Below are 16,814 nucleotides of genomic sequence, written 5' to 3' on the forward strand. Positions count from 1 at the left end.
ATTTCATACCGAGCATTCGAAACGTATGTTTCTGAAAAAACTCATTCTGATCAACTGGGGCAATATTCCCCAGCTGGAATATGAATTCGGGCCGATCAACCTGTTTTCCGGCGGCAATGGCTCCGGTAAGACGACGGCGGCGGATGCGATTCAGACCCTGATGACAGCGGCGCACGACACCCTGTTCACCTTTAACCCGGGGCAGGATGAAACCACCCAGCGCGGCCGCGGTGGAAAACAGGTGCGCACGCTTGCCTCCTATGTGCTCGGCTGCGACGACGGCAGTTATGCCCGCCTGAAGCCCACCGATTGTTATATCGTGGGCAACTTCTATCCCACCGAGGGGGAAGACGGTGAGCCGTTTACCGCCATTATGGGCATCCGCGCCCATCTGGATTCCAGTACCAAGCCGGCCCAGGCGCGCCAGGATTCCCTGAAGTTTTTCGTCATTCCCGGCGAACAGCTGGCCATGTGTGACTTCATCAAGGAGTACAAAGACGGCAAACACCTGCTGGCACTGGACAAGTTTTACAGTGTGGTGAGCAAGCAGTTTGCCCACGTCGAGCAGTACGATAAAAAGAAAGCCTATCTGCGCCGTCTCTACGGCGCGTTGCGCGGCCGCAGAGACGCGGTACCAGACCGTGAAGCAACTCACGCTGCGCGCACCTTCGCCAACTTTATGGCGTACAAGCCGGTAAAAAGCATTAACGACTTCGTTGCCCAAGAAGTGCTGGAGAAACGCGATCTGGGTGATGCTATCCGCTCGGTCTCCGAGTTGATGAAAACCATCCACGGGATGGAACTGGAGGCGCGGGAGATCGTTGAGCGGGTCGATGCCCTGCAGCGTATTTCCGGGTCGGCGAACCAGTACTCCGAGCAGTGGTTGCAGCTGCAGGTTCAGGAATACCTGCAGGCCAAGCACCAGCAGCTGCGCGTGCAGAAAACCTACCTGGAAGGCAAAAATCGCCAGAAAGAGACCCAGGCAGAACTGGAACGTACAGCCCAGGAGATCCTGCAGTCTGAGAGTCGTACCCGTCATCTGAGTGAGCAGCTGGTGGCGATTCAGGCCCAGCGGCAGGGCGTTGCGGCCCTGCGCAGTAAAGATGAGCTGGATCGTAAAATCACTGAGGCCAATCGCACACTGTCTTCGCTAGCCGCGCCACTGGCAGCCCAGCAGCAACTCTTCGCATCCAACCAGGCGGCTACCGGCGAGTTGCTCACTTTGCTGAGCACCACCTCGGTCTCCCTGGAAATACCCGCCTTCAGTGATGGCGGTTTGTTGAAGTCGCTCAAGGCAGTGGGGCGCGGAGAGGCATTGCCGCAGCTGGATGGGCTTCTGGGCAAGGACTGGATCGATCTCAGCGCCCAGGAATCCCTGCGAGAGCAGGTGGCGACTGCGGAGGCCGCGCAAAACCGTCTGGTGCGGCAGATGACCGAATCCGAGCCGGGCGCGGTCACGCTGCGCGACCAGGTGAACGACCTGGTGTCCCGCGGTGAGCTCAAAGTGCAGCAACTGCAGAAGCAGCTGCACGCCCAGGAATCCCGCATCCACCATCTGCAGTCAAACCGGGTGCGCTACCCGCAATATGTGGATCAGGCGCTGGCGGCTATTCGCGAGCAGTGCCCTCAGGCTGAGCCACAGGTACTGTGTGACTTTGTCGAAGTGCTGGATGAGCGCTGGCAGATGGCCGTTGAGGGCTATCTTGGTGGCGCGCGTTTTTCGATCCTTGTGGATCCCGATCATGAGGCGGAAGCCATCGCCATCGTGCGTGCCATGCCCGGTCGCAGCAATCGCGCACGGGTGATCCAGGGGGACAAGGCCCGGCGCGATGCAGAGCGTATGGAATCACCGCAGAAATCCATCATCGATTTGATGAGCTTCAGCCATAAAACCGCGGAATATTACCTGCGGGCTTCTTACGGCACGGTGCTGCAGGTGCGCGATGCGCAGGAGCTGCGCGGTACCCGCCGGGGGCTTACTCCGGAAGGGCTGGCCAGCGGCAACTACAGTATGTGGCGTTGCGACATTGACGACAGTGAGCTTGTGTTTGGCCAGGGCGCCCGCGCCCGCGCATTGGCGGCTCAGGAACGCGCGCTACAGCAACTGCTGAAAGAAGCCGGGCAGATGCACGAGCAACAGCAGCAGCTGCGCAATCTCGCCCAGGCGGTGCGCAGTCTGTCGCCCTTGAGACTGCTCGACGCCGTGGATGCCGCGCTGGATGCACAGCGTCAGGGACACACTGCCGAGCAGGCGCTGTCGAATCTTGATCTCGATGACGGTCTGGAGCTGGAGCAGCAGGCCAACGAGCTACACGACAAGCTCGAAACAGAGCGTCAGCAGGGCGCGGGCTTGCAGAAGCTGGCGGGCAAGCTGGAGACCAATCTCGATAATATTGGCAAGCAGTTGAATGCGCTTTCCGCGCAACTCGACCAGCTGGACGACGCACTCACGGACTGTGAAGCGGCAGTGCAGCGTATCGGGCAGATTACACCGGACTTCGATGTGGAGTCGGTACTGCTGCGCGCCGATGACCAGGCCGCGCAGGCCGATGATGGGTTCGATTTTTCCCAGGATGTCGCCGAGTGGCGTGGACTGTTACAGAAATACAGCCACCAGCTGCTGAAGGCGGTGATGGACTACAACAGCAATTGCAGTACTGGCGATACCCTGTCATTTGATCCGGACTTCGCCGGCGGTCACAGTGAGGCGCAGTTCAAGCTGGTTTGCCAGCTGGTGGAGCAGGTCACCGCACTGCGCAACCGGCTGAAAAACAATCTGCTGGTGGATCGCCACGAGCAGCTGCAGGGCCTTAAAAAGTCTTTCAATACCACCTTCGTGACCCACCTGTGTCACGCGATCTACCAGTCGATCAATGATGGTAAGCGGGTTCTGGACGACCTGAACCGGGAGCTGGAGCACCATCGCTTTGGTGCTGATCGCGAACGTTTCCGTTTCGATTATCGCTGGGTGCCGGAGTTCAAGGAGTACTGGAACTTCTTCAAGGCGGTCATCGAATTGCCGAACCTCGGTGAAGAGCAGAGTCTGTTCGATGCAGATCTGGACCCCAAGCACCAGCAGGTGCGTGACAAATTGCTGGACATGCTGCTGAGTGACGACGAGCAGCTGGCGCGTCGCGAGCTTGACCGTATCAGCGACTACCGCAATTACCGCAACTATGAAATTTACAAGGAACCCCAGGGCAAGGAGCCGATCGCCCTCAGCCAGTACGGTACCGGTTCTGGCGGCCAGCTGGAAACACCGGCCTATATCATCCGCTCGGCGGCGGTAACCTCTGCGTTCCGCTTCAACGATGGCAATAGTCACCTGAAGATGGTGCTGGTGGATGAAGCCTTCTCGAAGATGGATGAATCCCGCTCTCGCGAAGTGATCCGCTACCTGACCGAAACCCTGGGGCTGCAGCTGCTGTTCATTATGCCGAGCAGCAAGTCCGGGCCGTTTATGGACCTGATCTCCAATCAGTTTGTGTTCAGTAAATGCCCCAGTCCCAAGCCGGTCGGCGAACTGAATACCCGCGTCTATGTAGACCGCAAGGTTTGTAATCAGGAGAAGATCGCCAAGCTCTGGGCAAATCATCGTCGCACGATACGGCAGCAGGCGAGTCTGGAGTTTCTGGATATGCTGGAAGAGTCCACAGCTTAATATTTCGGCAGTCGGTGCTATTTTCCTTCCGGAAGGACCCGTATGGTCACTTATTGAGCTTGCGTTTTACGCGCCAGTTCGCGGAAGATATTCCGGTATCCGGTAGTATCGCCGGGTAATTTCAGTATTTTGCGCGTGAGCAGGGGAGGCTTGGATGCGTCAGTTTTCGATTTTGTTGGTCTTTGTGGTGGCCTTTGGTGGCGCTGCGGTGCTGTATGAGCAGGAAAGTCGTAAGGTAAAAGGGGTTTTGTCCCAGATTACCGACCTTCAGGCGAAATTGGGGGATATGCAGGCTGAGATCAATCGGCTGAATGCTGAGCTCGAAGCGGTAAAAATTGCCGAGCGTCGACGCCCCAACCTCAACAGTATCGCCAGCCGGGTGTTGCATAATGAGCCCGCAGCGCCGGCCCCCAAGCCGGCGCAAAACCCGCAGCGGCGGGGCCTGGTGGCCGGGGATGTGACCTCTGCAGCACCGGCCATTCGCGCCCGTGGTGAGCAGGCCGAGGACGGGGAGTGGGCCAAACCCTCTGTGGATGCGGAAGCCTATGAGGCGCAAGCCGCACAAGAGGCTCCGGTTGCAGATCCGTACCAGTAAATCTGCGGCCCACGAACCGACGGTCAATTTGCACTAAAGCCCGCTCTCAGCGGGCTTTTGATTTTTAGTTTGTTAAAAGGCAGAGCCAATCATGAATGTAACGGCTTTTTACGAATCCCTGTGTAGCCAGCTTGCCGGTCTGCTGACCGATGAGCGCGATTGGCTCGCCAACACGGCAAATGCCAGCGCGCTTCTGTTTCTGGAGCTGGAGGATATCAACTGGGCCGGATTTTATTTCCTGCACGGTGATGAGTTGCGGCTCGGCCCGTTTCAGGGCAAACCGGCCTGTACCCGGATCGCTGTAGGCGCCGGAGTATGCGGCACCGCAGTTAAGACTGGTCAGTCCCAGCTGGTGGAGGATGTACATCAGTTCCCGGGGCATATCGCCTGCGATGCGGTGTCCGCGTCGGAAGTTGTGGTGCCCCTGTACAGCGGCGACCAGTGTATCGGCGTATTGGATATCGATAGTCCGCTCGTTGCCCGCTTTACCGAGCAGGATTTGGCCGGTGTGGAAGCATTCGCGAAAACCCTGCTTAAGCACTCAGATTTGCCGGGCAAGTAAAGTCTCCATCTCACTGAATTCGGCAATTGGCGGGGATAGGGATGGCGCTAGTCTGGCAGAAGCAGGTCGCGGGAAACCGATACGAGGTGCGCAACCACGGCTCGACAGTCCGGTTGTACAGCAACGGTGTGTTCCATTCCCAGTGGAATCCAAATGATCCCCTGAAAGGCTCGCTGTGGGAATTGTTGCTCCTGCCTGCGTTCTTCATGCCCGAGTTCCAGATACAGCGTGTGCTGGTTCTGGGGGTTGGCGGCGGTGCGCTGATCCGCCTGTTACAGCGGTTTGTCGGGCCAGACAAAATCGTTGGTGTGGACATCGATCGCCATCACCTTTCTGTTGCCCGTCGTTTTTTCGGCGTGCGCGGGGTGGAGCTCGTGTGTGCGGATGCGCGCAAGTTTGTCGCCGACAGCTGCAAAGACATGTTGGCGGGCAAAGAAACTGCGTCATTTGACCTGATCGTCGACGACCTGTTTGGCCACTGTGACGGAGTCGCGGAGCGCGCCATCGAGGCGGACCACCCCTGGTGTCAGAGCCTGTTAACGCTATTGTCCCCAAATGGATTGGTGGTCAGCAATTTCGGCAGTCGGGCAGAGCTGCGTGCCAGTGGCTGGCGCGCCCCTGGCATCAAGTCGAATCTGCAAGGCGCGTGGAGTGCAGAGTTGCCTGACTACGAAAACAGTATCGGTATTTTCAGTAGAGCGCCCTTGCAGCGAACCTCGTTGAACGAGCGCGCGCCCGCTGCGATCAATCCCGCGAACCCTGCCCGCAGGCTCAATGTCCGCCTGTCCCGGTTGCGTTAACCTCCGCTGGCGTTACTTAAACCCTAAATCGCGATTGGCGCACTAATGATCCCTGTGTCTATACTGGGTTGAGGCGGTTATTTTCCCGGGACCTATAGATGCGGTACAAGACCTTGGAAGATGTGATACAGGAGGGGAGGGAGTTCCACCTGAAGTTGAGTCGGCAGTATGAGGAGTTTGAGCTGTTGTCGATCAATGAGCGTGCCCGGCTATTGCTGGATCAGCTCAAGCGGCGGGAGTTATCCATGACACATACATTGGAGAACTTCCGCAATGATATCAGTGAGGGTGCTCTGCACACCTGGGTGCAGTTCGCGCCGGAAGGCCGCGAGCCTGAACTGTTGCAGCGTTTGCGTCATACCGATATCACCGATCCGGACGCCATAGGCAAGGTGGCGATGGATATAGAGGTGTACCTGGCGGACCAATACCGGGACTTACTGCTGGTGGCGGATACACCATCTGCCAAGCATGCTCTGGAGCGATTGCTTGAGCTGGAGCAGCTGGAAGAGCACACGCTGTCAATGAATCTCTTCAATCTGAGGGATTATTGATCGGTAGCGGTGGCTCAAGCGGTGCATTAGCGCCTGCGGATGGTGTGGGTCACCTGGTCAGACGATAAACGCAGAACCCCTTTTCTTTATTCAGCCGGACTACCTGCTGAAACAAGGCCTGTGATTTTTTTTCCAGTGGGATAAATTCATTCACCACAAACAGCGCGGTGCCGCCTTTTTTCAGAATGCGCGCGGCCTGCCCGAGGAAGCGGTCGGTAAGGTCACCTTCAACCTGAAATCCCTGGTGAAAGGGCGGGTTACACACCAGTAAGTCCGCGCTCTTGCTTTCCAGCTCTGATCCCGCGTCACCGGCCACGACCCGTCCGGCTATTTCCCGTGCCTGAAAGTTTTTTTCGCAGGCGAGCAGTGCGGCAGCATTGTTGTCGGTTGCCTCTATAAACGGCCGGCAATCCTGTCCGGCGGCTCGCGCGAGCTGGGTGCTGAGGTAGCCGTAGCCACAGCCGAGGTCAACAACCCGAATCCCTCCCGCGGGCAGGTGTTCGTCAAAATGGCTGGCGAGTAGTGCGCTGCCGGTATCGATTTTGTTCCAGCCAAACAGTCCCGGTTTGGAATAGAGGCCGCCCAATACGTCCAGCTGACGGAGTTGAGGGTATTCAGAGTCATCCAGCTCAGGGCCGGCGGCGGTATCGCGGGCCTGGCTTCTGCTCAGGTAATCGCTGCCATGCTTTTGCAGTTGCTTGGCACAGCCGAACCGTTGGGCGGTTTTCTGGGCATAGGTTTTGATACCGCTGGTTTTTCCTCCCAGCAAAAGGAGCTCGCCACCTTCCCGCAATATCCCGGGAGCGCAATTGATGATGTGGTGGACTGCCGCCTTTTCTTTGGAAACCGGATAAACGATGCGGGAGTACTGGCGTTTGCTCGCAGCCAGTTCGAAATCGCAGAACTCGGTCCTGATTCCCCGGGCTTCTGCGGCCTGTGCAATATCCCAGCGGTTACTGAGTAGCACACCGGAAAATTGCAGGGCCGTGTCCAGCAACGGTTTACTGTTTTCGTCGGCAATCCAGAGGGTGTCTGGATCGCCGTCGCGGAGGAATTGGGAAAGCAGGGTGGTCTGCATAGGGCGTTGGTGGCTCAGTACTTTTTGCGGACAGACTTATGAGCTGACGTTGGCAATTTCTTCAGGGGTCAGTGGGCGATAGTCGCCTTCTGTCAGCTCTTCGTCCAACTGTATCTGCCCGATACGTTCGCGATGCAGCTCCAGAACCCGATTGCCCAGTGCGGCGAACATGCGCTTTACCTGGTGGTAGCGGCCTTCGCTGATTGTGATGCGCACTTCGTTGCGATAGAGGATTTCCAGCTTCGCGGGCTTTGTGCGGGTCTTCTCGTTGTTGAGCCAAACACCTTTTTCGAACTTGTCGATGGCGTTGTCCTCAATGGGATCTGCCAGGTGGGCGTAGTAGGTTTTTGCACAGTGGTGACGCGGTGAGGTGATCCGGTGAGACCACTGTCCATCATCGGTGATCAGGACCAGGCCGGTGGTGTCGATGTCCAGGCGGCCGGCGACATGCAGCTTGTGCTTGTTCGGTTCGTCCAGCAGGTCGAGCACCGTAGGGTGCTCTCCATCTTTGGTCGCGCAGACGTAGCCGAGTGGCTTGTTGAGCATAAAGTAGCGGGGGCCGGCTTCGTTCAGCAGCTCCCCATCCAGGCAAAGTTCATCGGACTCGAAGATCTTGCTGGATGGGTCGGTTACCGCGACACCATTAACGGTGATTCGCTCCTGCCTGGCCGCCCGCTTTACCTCTGCCCGGGACAGGTCGGTGACCTGGCTGATGGCCTTGTCCAGGCGTATGGGTTTACTGTCAGCCAATCTTCTTCTCACCGGAATCAACGGACTGATAGATCAGGGTGTTGATGGTCATGGGGCCAACGCCGCCTGGTACCGGGGTATAAGCAGCAGCGCGCTCTTTAAGCGGTTCCAGTTCGATATCGCCGACACCACCGGGGTGATAACCGGCATCTACCACAACCGCGCCATCCTTGATCCACTCTGCCTTGATAAATTCCGGACGGCCGACGGCGCCCACCACGATGTCCGCGCGACGGATGTGTTCATCCAGTTCTTTGGTGCGAGAGTGGCAGATGGTCACGGTCGCGTTGGCATTCAGCAGCATCGCGGCCATGGGTTTGCCGAGAATCGGGCTGCGGCCCACCACTACGGCGTGTTTGCCGGCGAGCTCTATATTGTAGGCTTCCAGCAGGCGCATGATGCCTTTGGGCGTGGCGCAGCCGTAAGCTTCCTCGCCCATGGCCATGCGGCCAAAACCGAGACAGGTAACACCGTCCACGTCCTTCTCCAGGGCGATAGCGTCGAAGCAGGCGCGCTCATCGATCTGCTCGGGTACCGGGTGCTGCAACAGGATGCCATGTACGTTGGGGTTGGCGTTGAGCTCTTCGATCTTGGCCAGCAGTTCCTCGGTAGTGGTAGAGGAGGGCAGCTCGACCTGCAGGGAGTCCATGCCAATACGACGACAGGCATTGCCCTTCATCTTTACATAGGTCGCGGAGGCGGGATCGTCCCCGACCAGAATGGTGGCGAGGATAGGGGTCTGGCCGCCGGTCTTTTCTTTTAGTGAGGCAACACGGGCAGACAGTTCTTCTTCGGTTTTCTGGGCAAGGGCTTTGCCGTCCAGAACCAGTGCAGACATAGTGATTTCTCAACCTGAACAGGGAGCACCGCAGCCAGAGTTCGCCGGGGCTCGTGGGAGTTGGAGTTAGAAGCTTAATTTAGGGGCGGCATTTTCGCACAACCGGCGAACATTTTCCCTATTCAGTCACTCTCAGAGTTCAAAAGTTGGTGAAAGGCTAAACTACTTTAAAAAAGAATGGCTTAGCGGCGTTGACACCCCCGTGGGGCGGCAGTAATATGCGCGCTCTCGAACGGGGGCTACCCCCGCGAAGGGACATCGGGGCATAGCGCAGTCTGGTAGCGCGCCTGCTTTGGGAGCAGGATGTCGGGGGTTCGAATCCCTCTGCCCCGACCAGATGCCGGGTTTTCTTGCGCCCGTAGCTCAGCTGGATAGAGCATCCGCCTTCTAAGCGGATGGTCGCAGGTTCGAGTCCTGCCGGGCGTGCCATATTCTTATGGTGGCTGAGAGCTCGGTGGACTTGTGACAGTCCGGAGAGAGCTTAAAGTCGCAGGACTATTCCGGCCCATCAGCATAGCTGATGGGCGTCGAAACACTCGCAAAGCTTCGCTTTGCAGGCAAGTGTTTCGATCCTGCCGGGCTTTGTGCCAGGGAGGGAATTGTTGTGTTGCCACAAGGCACAACGTAAATCGCTACTATGGTGGCCGTAGCTCAGTTGGTAGAGCACAGGATTGTGGCTCCTGAGGTCGCGGGTTCGATCCCCGTCGGCCACCCCATATATGACCTTTTGGTCCCGTAAAACCCGGCTTTATGCCGGGTTTTTTGGTTTTGGGACTTTATTGTTCTATCGGTTGCCTTTACCTGCACTGGGGCGATCTAGGATAATGCGCGCCAGTTTTTGTAATTTCGGCCGACGTTTGGGTCGAGTTTTGTCATTAAAGTACTTAGGGGATAAATGTGACGGAAGTAGTGGAGCGCAAGGCAACCAATGTTCACTGGCACGATGGCGATGTAACTCGCGGTGATCGTGCTGCCATGTTGGGTCATAAAGGCGTGACTCTTTGGTTCACCGGGCTGTCCGGTTCCGGCAAGAGTACAGTTGCCGTTGCTGTTGAAAAAGCGCTGACCGCGCGCGGTGTGCTCAGCTACCGTCTGGATGGCGACAATATCCGTCTTGGTATCAACTCCAACCTGGGCTTCTCTGCAGAAGATCGCCAGGAAAATATCCGTCGCGTGGGAGAGATTTCCAAGCTGTTCGCGGATACCGGTGTTGTGGTGCTGAGCAGCTTTATCAGCCCCTACGCGGAAGACCGCGCTCTGGTGCGCAAGGTACACGAAGAAGGTGACCTGCCGTTCATGGAAGTGTTTGTCGACTGTTCCCTGGAAGCGGCGGAAGAGCGCGACCCTAAAGGCCTGTATAAAAAGGCACGCGCAGGCGAAATCCGCGGTTTTACCGGAATCGACGATCCCTACGAAGCGCCCGTTAACGCAGAGCTGCACCTGCGCACTGACCAGATGACCCTGGAGCAGGAAGTTGACGCTGTTATCCAGTCTCTGCAGGAGCGCGGCATCATCGTTTGATGCGCCACCTCAGCGCAAACGCCGCCGGCATGGGTTGTCGGGGCTTAATGTGCTGTGATTCGCCGTAACCGGAGCAAAAAAATCCCTTTTTGCTCCGGATTTCCCTCCCTTATTTCCCTTGCTTTCTCCTCGTTCAGCGTGCGTCATCAGCGGCTTGCTTTTGCTGAATTTTCTTCGAGTTTACTCATCCGCCAACTCCCCGACGCTTTTCCCGGCGCCACATATACTGTTGCTGTGCCAGCCTCAATTTAAAAACTCGCTGGCACATGGAACACATGGCGTACGGAGGCGCATATGGCTTGGAGCGCATGGAATCGCTCTGCGCGGTTTACTACCCGCCGGGTGGTAACTGGAGTAATCGCTTCATTTTTTGTCCTACTGGGACTGGGCGGGTGGTATGTTTACGAGAAGCTGCCACGCCTGCCCGGGGTGCCTAAGGCGCCGGTAGTGGGTGTACCCGAAGGGGCGCTGGATCATGCGCCCATCCCCGCATATCGCGGTGACCATCCGCGCAAAAGTGGTCGCCCCGCAGAATACTATCCATTCCCGATTACTATTGGTGGAGCGGGGCCGGTGGAAACCCTTTTCGCGGGGCCGTCCACCTATCCCTTTCTGTGTGGCGCCAATAAAGTTACCGGCTCCCAGCCGCTGGTGGACAATCATGACGGCGAAGGGGTGCCGGTCTTTTCCCTGGATGTCGAGGGAAATCAAACCGAAGAGGTTATCGGCTACAGCCGGGATTGCAGTCACAAGACTTCCGTTGCCTATTACTATCGCAGCACTTTGGATGGTGAGTTTTACCCGTTAGAAAATGCCAACGGTGATATTGATCAGGTGACGGTTAACGGAAAATCCACGGAATTTATCGTGCGACTGGAAACCGGAACCATCAATCGCTTTTTCTATGCCATTGCGGCGTTGCGTGGCGAAGGGGAAACTGCAGAAGCGCCAAATACCAGTAACTGGAATAAGCGGTTGATCTATCAGTTTCGAGGCGGTGTTGGGGTCGGGCGTCAGCAGGGGGATATTTCACATCGTGCGATTATCGATCGCCGCGCGGATCAGCTTGCCCGTGGTTATGCAGTCGTATACTCCACTGCAAATCAGACCAGTAATCACTACAACATCTGGTTAGCTGAGGATACCGCCCGGCGCCTGAAGAAGCAGTTTTCTGCACTTTATGCCGAACCAATGTATACCGTGGGTATTGGCGGCTCCGGTGGTGCTATTCAGCAATATCTTCTTGCGCAGAATGCCCCGGGTGTATTGGATGCAGCGCTCCCGCTGTATTCCTATCCGGATATGGTGAGCCAGACGATCTATGTATTTGATTGTGAGCCGCTGGAGTACTTCTTCGATGTGGTCGCCGCAGATAATCCGCGCTGGCGTGATGTGCAGGAGCGCGAGGCGGTGATCGGTCTGGCGACCAATCCCGAATTTGAACACCGTTTTAAAATTCTTGAAGATGCCGCGGCGCTTTTCGATGGCCGTTACCGGACGACCGCAGACGGGGCTTCCGAGTGCGTTCAGGGGTGGCGGGGTCTGGTTCCTCTGGTCAACAATCCCAACTTCATCCATTTCAGTAAAAGTTTCTCTGATTCCGTAGCGGAGAATACCCATTGGACCCACTGGGAAGACCTGCGTGAGTTCTACGGTGCTGGTCAGGACGGGTACGCCAATAGCGCTTGGGATAATCAGGGCGTGCAATATGGCCTGAATGCGTTGAAACAGGGAAAGATTACCGTCGACGAATTCCTCCGTCTTAATGCGACTATTGGTGGCTGGAAAAATCCGACCGAGCAGGGTGGTGAAAAGCTCTGGTTTATGAACGGACAAGTTTTCCCAATGGATCTCTCCGTGTGGAGCGAGCACAACATGAACCTGGGCAGCCTGGATAATCCTGCGCCGAGAAGTGTAGCCAGTGTTGAGGCAATTGAAGGTATTTATCGCTCTGGTCATGTTTTTCTTGGCGATGTGGAGATCCCAATTCTGGATGTGCGCCATTACCTCGATGGAGAGCTGGATATGCATCACAGTCTGGCTTCTTTCTCGAGCAGGGAGCGTATCCGTCGTGCGCGTGGCCATGCAGATAATCAGCTGATCTGGATGAGTCACAAAAAATACAACCCGGTGGATGAGGCGTTGGATGTCATTGATCACTGGATGCAAAAAATTATCGAGCATCCGGAGCGTGGTGTGGCAGGTAACAAGCCAGTTGAGGCTACGGATCGCTGTTTCGACAGGGACGGTAACGTGCTTGCCGCCGGCCCGTCAGTGTGGGACGGTGATTGGAATCACAAGCCAGCCGGTGCCTGCATGCGTCAGTACCCCATTCACAGTACGCCGCGCCAGATGTCCGGTGCGCCAATCACCGGTGACGTCTTCAAGTGTGCCCTGCAGCCGGTTGAACGGGCCGTGGCAAAAGATATCTACGGCAGCGCCACTTCCGGGATCGTCGAGCGCATTGACGATCTGCGGAGAATTTTTCCTCAGGGCGTTTGCAATTACAACGCACCGGATGTCGGTCGACCGAAGGGGCCGCTTTTTCCTCACGGTGGTGAGGTTATGATTGCGGGGCATTCTGTTGGTGCTGATTATCGACAGTCGCCTGGTGAAATTACACAGGAGCAAGATGGGGTTGAGCAGGAGGTTCAGCCCACACCTGTTTCGGTTGACGAATCAGAGTTGGATGAAGAGTGACCTGCTGCTAAATGGGCAAGCGGCCGCAAAAGCGCATGAAACTTGGCGGCAAAAATCGGGCGAAAAGTTTTTGAAATTTTTGGCGCTTTTTTTGTTGACACAAAAATGCTGTCGGGTATGATGCGCCTCGTTCTCAGGGGGAACCCCAGAACATAACGGAAATCTTCTCAGGAAGTTACCGAATTGGGTGGTTAGCTCAGTTGGTAGAGCGGCGCCCTTACAAGGCGTAGGTCACAGGTTCGACCCCTGTACCACCCACCACTTCCACTGCGGAAGTGCACTACCGCGGACCGGTAGTTCAGTTGGTTAGAATGCCGGCCTGTCACGCCGGAGGTCGCGGGTTCGAGTCCCGTCCGGTCCGCCATATACGCAAAAGGCCCTGTTCGAAAGAACAGGGCCTTTTGCGTATATGGCATTCCGTCCGGCTCTAACCCGCCAGCCAGGTTGCCATCTGTCCGAAACTAAAATATATTTAGGTCATATGTCCCCGATAAATTTTCCCCGGAGGCAAAATGGCCAATCCAGCCCACACCCCTCAAGCCACCGAAGATCAGGTTCTTTTGGAGGCCACTCTAAATACCGCCACCCACTTGGGCCTTAAAAAGAAGGAGCTCAGCGAAATCATCCATCTGGATGACCGTACCCTGCGTCGCCGCAGCGGGCTGGCGCCCCAAAGCGCCGAAGGGCAATTGGCTCTGTTACTGGTGCGCGCCTATCGCTCTGCCTTCGTACTGATGGGAGGAGAGGAGGGGGCCAGAACCTGGTTTGCTACCGCCAATCGTGCCTTGAATGGTATACCCAAAGAGCTCGCCTGCCGTATTGATGGGCTGGTGCGGGTCGTGACTTATCTGGATGCCATGCGAGGCAAGGTGTGAGTGACTTGCGCCATAAGATTCGTCAAACCTCTACCCGTCTAATTGGCCGCTTGTATCGCATCATCGAATCCCAGGAAGAGGTTGCCACCAGAAGCCTGGTGGGCAGTCTGCAAAAGCAAGAGGTGCTGGAAAACCTGCTGGAACAGAGTAAGCCCGCTCGACTGCCGGGCAGCGAACACCTGCATTATCTGCTTGCCACTCCGTTTCGCTATCCGCCGCTACCCTGGGGATCCCGTTTTGGCGGTACCGCGGAGAGCGGCATTTTCTATGGTAGCAAGACAGTCGATACCGTACTTGCAGAAGCGGCCTACTATCGGCTGCTATTCCTGAATGACATGGAGCCCGCCCCAAGTGCGCCTGTGACCAGTTACCACCAGGTCTTTTCTGCCAAGTACTGTGCAGACCCCGGCGTCCGGTTACAGGCACAAGAATGGCAGCCTCACTGGCCGGCGCTAACGCACACCACGGAATACCAGTTCTGCCAGCATCTCGGAGCGCAGATGCGCGACTGCGGTATACACGGAATAGAGGCACCATCCGCCCGCGCACTATGTGCAGGAATTGTGCAGCTGCCACCAGAAAATAGCGAAGGCATCAACGTGGCGCTGTTTACTCCGCAGGCCCTTCTGCGGCGCCCCCCCACCATCGAGGCCGAAGTGACCGCAGAATCCACCGCCGAAGGCGTGTCCTTCCTGGTGAAGTCCGGCAACAGCGTCCGCTCGAAAAGCTTTGAAAAACAAGCCTTTCTCAAATCCGGTGAACTGCCACAGCCCGCCTGAGTCCCCAAAGAACAATGATCCGTTACCTCACCGAGCTCAGCCTTGAGGCGTTTACCGAGGCAGCCCGCAATGTGCCTTATCAGCAGATTGACTCTGACCTGTTCCCGGGCATCGACCTCTGGGTCCGCCGGGATGACCTGATCGATCCGCTGATCTCCGGTAACAAAGCTTACAAACTGATCTACAACCTCCTAGCAGCCAGGGAGCAGGGTAAAGACACCATCGTCACCTGTGGTGGCGCCTGGTCAAATCATATCCATGCCACTGCCGCGGCCGGGCAACGCTTCGGATTCAAGACAATTGGTATCATCCGCGGAGAGCGGCCACCAGTACTGAGTGCAATGCTTCAGGATACGGAGCGGTTCGGGATGGAATTAAAGTTCGTTACCCGTGCGGATTACCGCAAGCGGCATGAGCCTGACTTTCCCGCAGATCTCGGCCTGAACGGGCCGGGTAGTTGGTTCGTGCCAGAGGGCGGAGCCAATTACCTGGGCGCAAAAGGCGTTCAGCTTCTGGGGCGGTTAGTCGGAGAGACCAGCCCGGTAGCGTTTGACCAATGCTGGGTGTCTTGTGGTACTGGACTAACACTGGGTGCACTGGCATCCGGCCTTCCATCCATCATCGAGCCGGTTGGCGTCGCTGTGCTCAAAGCCGAGAAAAGCATTCTGGCGGCGGCCAAAGCATGGAGTCTGGAGAGCGCAGCATCTGCGAGAGTTAAGCTGATCGCCGATGGGCATCACCGGGGCTACGGGAAAATGAGTGACCAGCTAAGAGCCTTCAAAAGTAAAATTGAGCACCAAGCGGATTTACCCCTTGATCACGTCTACACCGCAAAGGTGTTTTATGCCCTCATGAGGCACTGCACTCACTACCAGCAAAAAAAATGGAAAACGCGCCAGGCGAGCATATTGCTGATGCATACCGGGGGGCTTCAGGGGTGTCGGGGATTGATTAATAAATAATCTAAAAAGATTGTATTTTGTTCGATTTTTAACCATTTTGGCTGGTGGGCATTCAGTCACAAGTGGCACCATCGGTGGTTCGACTCACACTTTTCACTCAGGCATAATCACCTGTCAATTTGCGCGTTCGTGTCTGATTAAGGATCACTTGCGGGCCCTTGGTGGGTTAAAAAGTAAACAATCCTGCCGGTAAAAACACGTAGCAACGATAACTACACTGGCCCAGATTCGGGCACCTTGGGGGAGTGGTGTCGGAATTTCAGAACATCGGCCTGATCGGTCGAACAGAAAGTGATAGTGCAGTCCTTTCGCTGAGGCGCCTGATGGCGTTTCTGGAGCGTGAGGGCTACTCCGTCGTGCTCGAAAAAAATACAGCCAATGATGTCGCAGATCACAAGGCACGTGTTTCCAGCAAAGACAAGCTGGGTGAGCTCTGCGACCTGGTGATCGTAGTGGGCGGCGATGGCAGCCTGCTAGCTGCAGCCCGCGCCCTCGCAAAGTTTAGTGTTCCCCTTCTGGGCATCAACCGTGGCCGTCTCGGCTTCCTTACCGACATCACCCCTGACGAGATTGAACAGAAAGTAGGTGAGGTGCTTTCCGGCAAGTACATGGCTGAAAGCCGCTTTCTACTTGATATGTCTGTTACCCGGGATGGTAAACCAATCGGCAAAGGCTCATCACTTAATGATGTGGTTATTCACCCTGGTGAATATATCCGCATGATTGAGTTTGACCTTTATATCGACGGCCAGTTTGTTTACACCCAGCGGTCCGATGGCCTGATCGTTTCAACACCCACCGGGTCTACAGCTTATGCGCTCTCCGGCGGTGGGCCCATCATGCACCCTAAGCTCGATGCGATCGTTGTTGTGCCCCTCAATCCGCACACGCTCAGTAGTCGGCCGATCGTCGTTGAAGGCAGCAGTGAGTTCAAAATCATTATCGGTGAGCAAAATACAGCCCATTCGTATGTGACCTGTGATGGTCATGACCAGGTGGTGACCGAGCCCGGGGATGTCATTCGAATACATAAGAAGCCACACAGGCTCACGCTGATTCACCCGATCGATCACAATTTTTACGAAACCTGCCGCTCCAAGCTGAACTGGCAAAATAACTAATTCCAAGAGGTAGGAATA

14 protein-coding genes and 5 tRNA genes are annotated in these 16,814 nt (G+C 56.4%); 16 read left to right on the forward strand and 3 right to left on the reverse strand.

Features of this window, described 5'->3' with window-relative positions; all coding sequences use genetic code 11:
- The first annotated feature begins 25 nt into the window (after positions 1 to 25).
- The 5 genes from HUW35_RS14450 to HUW35_RS14470 all read left to right on the forward strand — a co-directional run bounded on the left by HUW35_RS14450 (position 26) and on the right by HUW35_RS14470 (position 6,172).
- Positions 26 to 3,661, forward strand: coding sequence for an ATP-binding protein (locus HUW35_RS14450; protein WP_181252958.1), 3,636 nt, complete (start codon positions 26 to 28; stop codon positions 3,659 to 3,661).
- A gap of 154 nt (positions 3,662 to 3,815) precedes the next feature.
- Positions 3,816 to 4,256, forward strand: coding sequence for a hypothetical protein (locus HUW35_RS14455; protein ID WP_181252959.1), 441 nt, complete (start codon positions 3,816 to 3,818; stop codon positions 4,254 to 4,256).
- A gap of 91 nt (positions 4,257 to 4,347) precedes the next feature.
- On the forward strand, positions 4,348 to 4,818 hold the full coding sequence (locus HUW35_RS14460) for a GAF domain-containing protein (protein WP_181252960.1): 471 nt from the start codon (positions 4,348 to 4,350) through the stop codon (positions 4,816 to 4,818).
- A 41-nt stretch (positions 4,819 to 4,859) separates the two neighbouring features.
- The gene (locus HUW35_RS14465) at positions 4,860 to 5,618 is read left to right on the forward strand and encodes a spermidine synthase (protein ID WP_181252961.1); all 759 of its coding nucleotides are present in this window, start codon (positions 4,860 to 4,862) and stop codon (positions 5,616 to 5,618) included.
- A gap of 98 nt (positions 5,619 to 5,716) precedes the next feature.
- On the forward strand, positions 5,717 to 6,172 hold the full coding sequence (locus tag HUW35_RS14470; RefSeq protein ID WP_181252962.1) for a hypothetical protein: 456 nt from the start codon (positions 5,717 to 5,719) through the stop codon (positions 6,170 to 6,172).
- A gap of 49 nt (positions 6,173 to 6,221) precedes the next feature.
- On the opposite strand, the gene HUW35_RS14475 is transcribed toward HUW35_RS14470, so the two are convergent.
- Genes HUW35_RS14475 through folD form a run of 3 tightly spaced genes read right to left on the reverse strand, consistent with a single transcriptional unit; the run spans position 6,222 to position 8,838 of the window.
- On the reverse strand, positions 6,222 to 7,250 hold the full coding sequence (locus tag HUW35_RS14475; protein ID WP_181252963.1) for a class I SAM-dependent methyltransferase: 1,029 nt from the start codon (positions 7,248 to 7,250) through the stop codon (positions 6,222 to 6,224).
- A gap of 36 nt (positions 7,251 to 7,286) precedes the next feature.
- Positions 7,287 to 8,000 carry a 16S rRNA pseudouridine(516) synthase RsuA gene (gene rsuA / locus HUW35_RS14480; RefSeq protein ID WP_255463324.1) on the reverse strand — a complete coding sequence of 238 codons (714 nt, stop codon included), beginning with the start codon at positions 7,998 to 8,000 and terminating at the stop codon, positions 7,287 to 7,289.
- Positions 7,993 to 8,838, reverse strand: a complete 846-nt coding sequence (gene folD / locus HUW35_RS14485; RefSeq protein ID WP_078083725.1) for a bifunctional methylenetetrahydrofolate dehydrogenase/methenyltetrahydrofolate cyclohydrolase FolD — start codon at positions 8,836 to 8,838, stop codon at positions 7,993 to 7,995. The genes rsuA and folD overlap by 8 nt, the downstream gene beginning before the upstream one ends.
- 259 nt (positions 8,839 to 9,097) lie before the next feature.
- Here folD and HUW35_RS14490 point away from each other — a divergent pair.
- The 11 genes from HUW35_RS14490 (at position 9,098) to HUW35_RS14540 (ending at position 16,796) form a co-directional block, all read left to right on the forward strand.
- Positions 9,098 to 9,174: transfer RNA gene (locus tag HUW35_RS14490), tRNA-Pro, on the forward strand.
- Positions 9,175 to 9,190: 16 nt separating this feature from the next.
- Positions 9,191 to 9,267 (forward strand) — tRNA-Arg (locus HUW35_RS14495).
- Positions 9,268 to 9,478: 211 nt separating this feature from the next.
- Positions 9,479 to 9,554, forward strand: a tRNA-His gene (locus HUW35_RS14500).
- Between the two features lie 181 nt (positions 9,555 to 9,735).
- On the forward strand, positions 9,736 to 10,359 hold the full coding sequence (gene cysC / locus HUW35_RS14505; protein ID WP_078082744.1) for an adenylyl-sulfate kinase: 624 nt from the start codon (positions 9,736 to 9,738) through the stop codon (positions 10,357 to 10,359).
- Between the two features lie 447 nt (positions 10,360 to 10,806).
- Positions 10,807 to 13,059, forward strand: a complete 2,253-nt coding sequence (locus tag HUW35_RS14510; RefSeq protein ID WP_255463325.1) for a DUF6351 family protein — start codon at positions 10,807 to 10,809, stop codon at positions 13,057 to 13,059.
- Positions 13,060 to 13,244: 185 nt separating this feature from the next.
- Positions 13,245 to 13,320, forward strand: a tRNA-Val gene (locus HUW35_RS14515).
- A 26-nt stretch (positions 13,321 to 13,346) separates the two neighbouring features.
- Positions 13,347 to 13,423, forward strand: a tRNA-Asp gene (locus tag HUW35_RS14520).
- Positions 13,424 to 13,571: 148 nt separating this feature from the next.
- Entirely contained in the window at positions 13,572 to 13,934 is a 363-nt protein-coding gene (locus HUW35_RS14525) for an MbcA/ParS/Xre antitoxin family protein (protein ID WP_181252965.1), read from the forward strand.
- 5 nt (positions 13,935 to 13,939) lie between these two features.
- The gene (locus HUW35_RS14530; protein WP_181252966.1) at positions 13,940 to 14,713 is read left to right on the forward strand and encodes an RES family NAD+ phosphorylase; all 774 of its coding nucleotides are present in this window, start codon (positions 13,940 to 13,942) and stop codon (positions 14,711 to 14,713) included.
- 14 nt (positions 14,714 to 14,727) lie between these two features.
- Positions 14,728 to 15,675 carry a 1-aminocyclopropane-1-carboxylate deaminase/D-cysteine desulfhydrase gene (locus HUW35_RS14535; RefSeq protein WP_181252967.1) on the forward strand — a complete coding sequence of 316 codons (948 nt, stop codon included), beginning with the start codon at positions 14,728 to 14,730 and terminating at the stop codon, positions 15,673 to 15,675.
- Positions 15,676 to 15,923: 248 nt separating this feature from the next.
- Positions 15,924 to 16,796, forward strand: coding sequence for an NAD(+) kinase (locus HUW35_RS14540; RefSeq protein WP_181252968.1), 873 nt, complete (start codon positions 15,924 to 15,926; stop codon positions 16,794 to 16,796).
- Positions 16,797 to 16,814: the final 18 nt, after the last annotated feature.

The sequence above is a fragment of the Microbulbifer sp. YPW1 genome (genome assembly GCF_013367775.1).
In the GTDB taxonomy this organism is placed as follows: domain Bacteria; phylum Pseudomonadota; class Gammaproteobacteria; order Pseudomonadales; family Cellvibrionaceae; genus Microbulbifer.

Excerpts from the sequence above, each read along its gene's own strand:
- folD (WP_078083725.1), bottom strand. The coding sequence starts at position 8,838 with ATGTCTGCACTGGTTCTGGACGGCAAAGCCCTTGCCCAGAAAACCGAA.
- HUW35_RS14535 (WP_181252967.1), top strand. The coding sequence starts at position 14,728 with ATGATCCGTTACCTCACCGAGCTCAGCCTTGAGGCGTTTACCGAGGCA.
- HUW35_RS14460 (WP_181252960.1), top strand. The coding sequence starts at position 4,348 with ATGAATGTAACGGCTTTTTACGAATCCCTGTGTAGCCAGCTTGCCGGT.
- HUW35_RS14525 (WP_181252965.1), top strand. The coding sequence starts at position 13,572 with ATGGCCAATCCAGCCCACACCCCTCAAGCCACCGAAGATCAGGTTCTT.
- HUW35_RS14475 (WP_181252963.1), bottom strand. The coding sequence starts at position 7,250 with ATGCAGACCACCCTGCTTTCCCAATTCCTCCGCGACGGCGATCCAGAC.
- HUW35_RS14450 (WP_181252958.1), top strand. The coding sequence starts at position 26 with ATGTTTCTGAAAAAACTCATTCTGATCAACTGGGGCAATATTCCCCAG.
- HUW35_RS14465 (WP_181252961.1), top strand. The coding sequence starts at position 4,860 with ATGGCGCTAGTCTGGCAGAAGCAGGTCGCGGGAAACCGATACGAGGTG.
- HUW35_RS14455 (WP_181252959.1), top strand. The coding sequence starts at position 3,816 with ATGCGTCAGTTTTCGATTTTGTTGGTCTTTGTGGTGGCCTTTGGTGGC.
- HUW35_RS14470 (WP_181252962.1), top strand. The coding sequence starts at position 5,717 with ATGCGGTACAAGACCTTGGAAGATGTGATACAGGAGGGGAGGGAGTTC.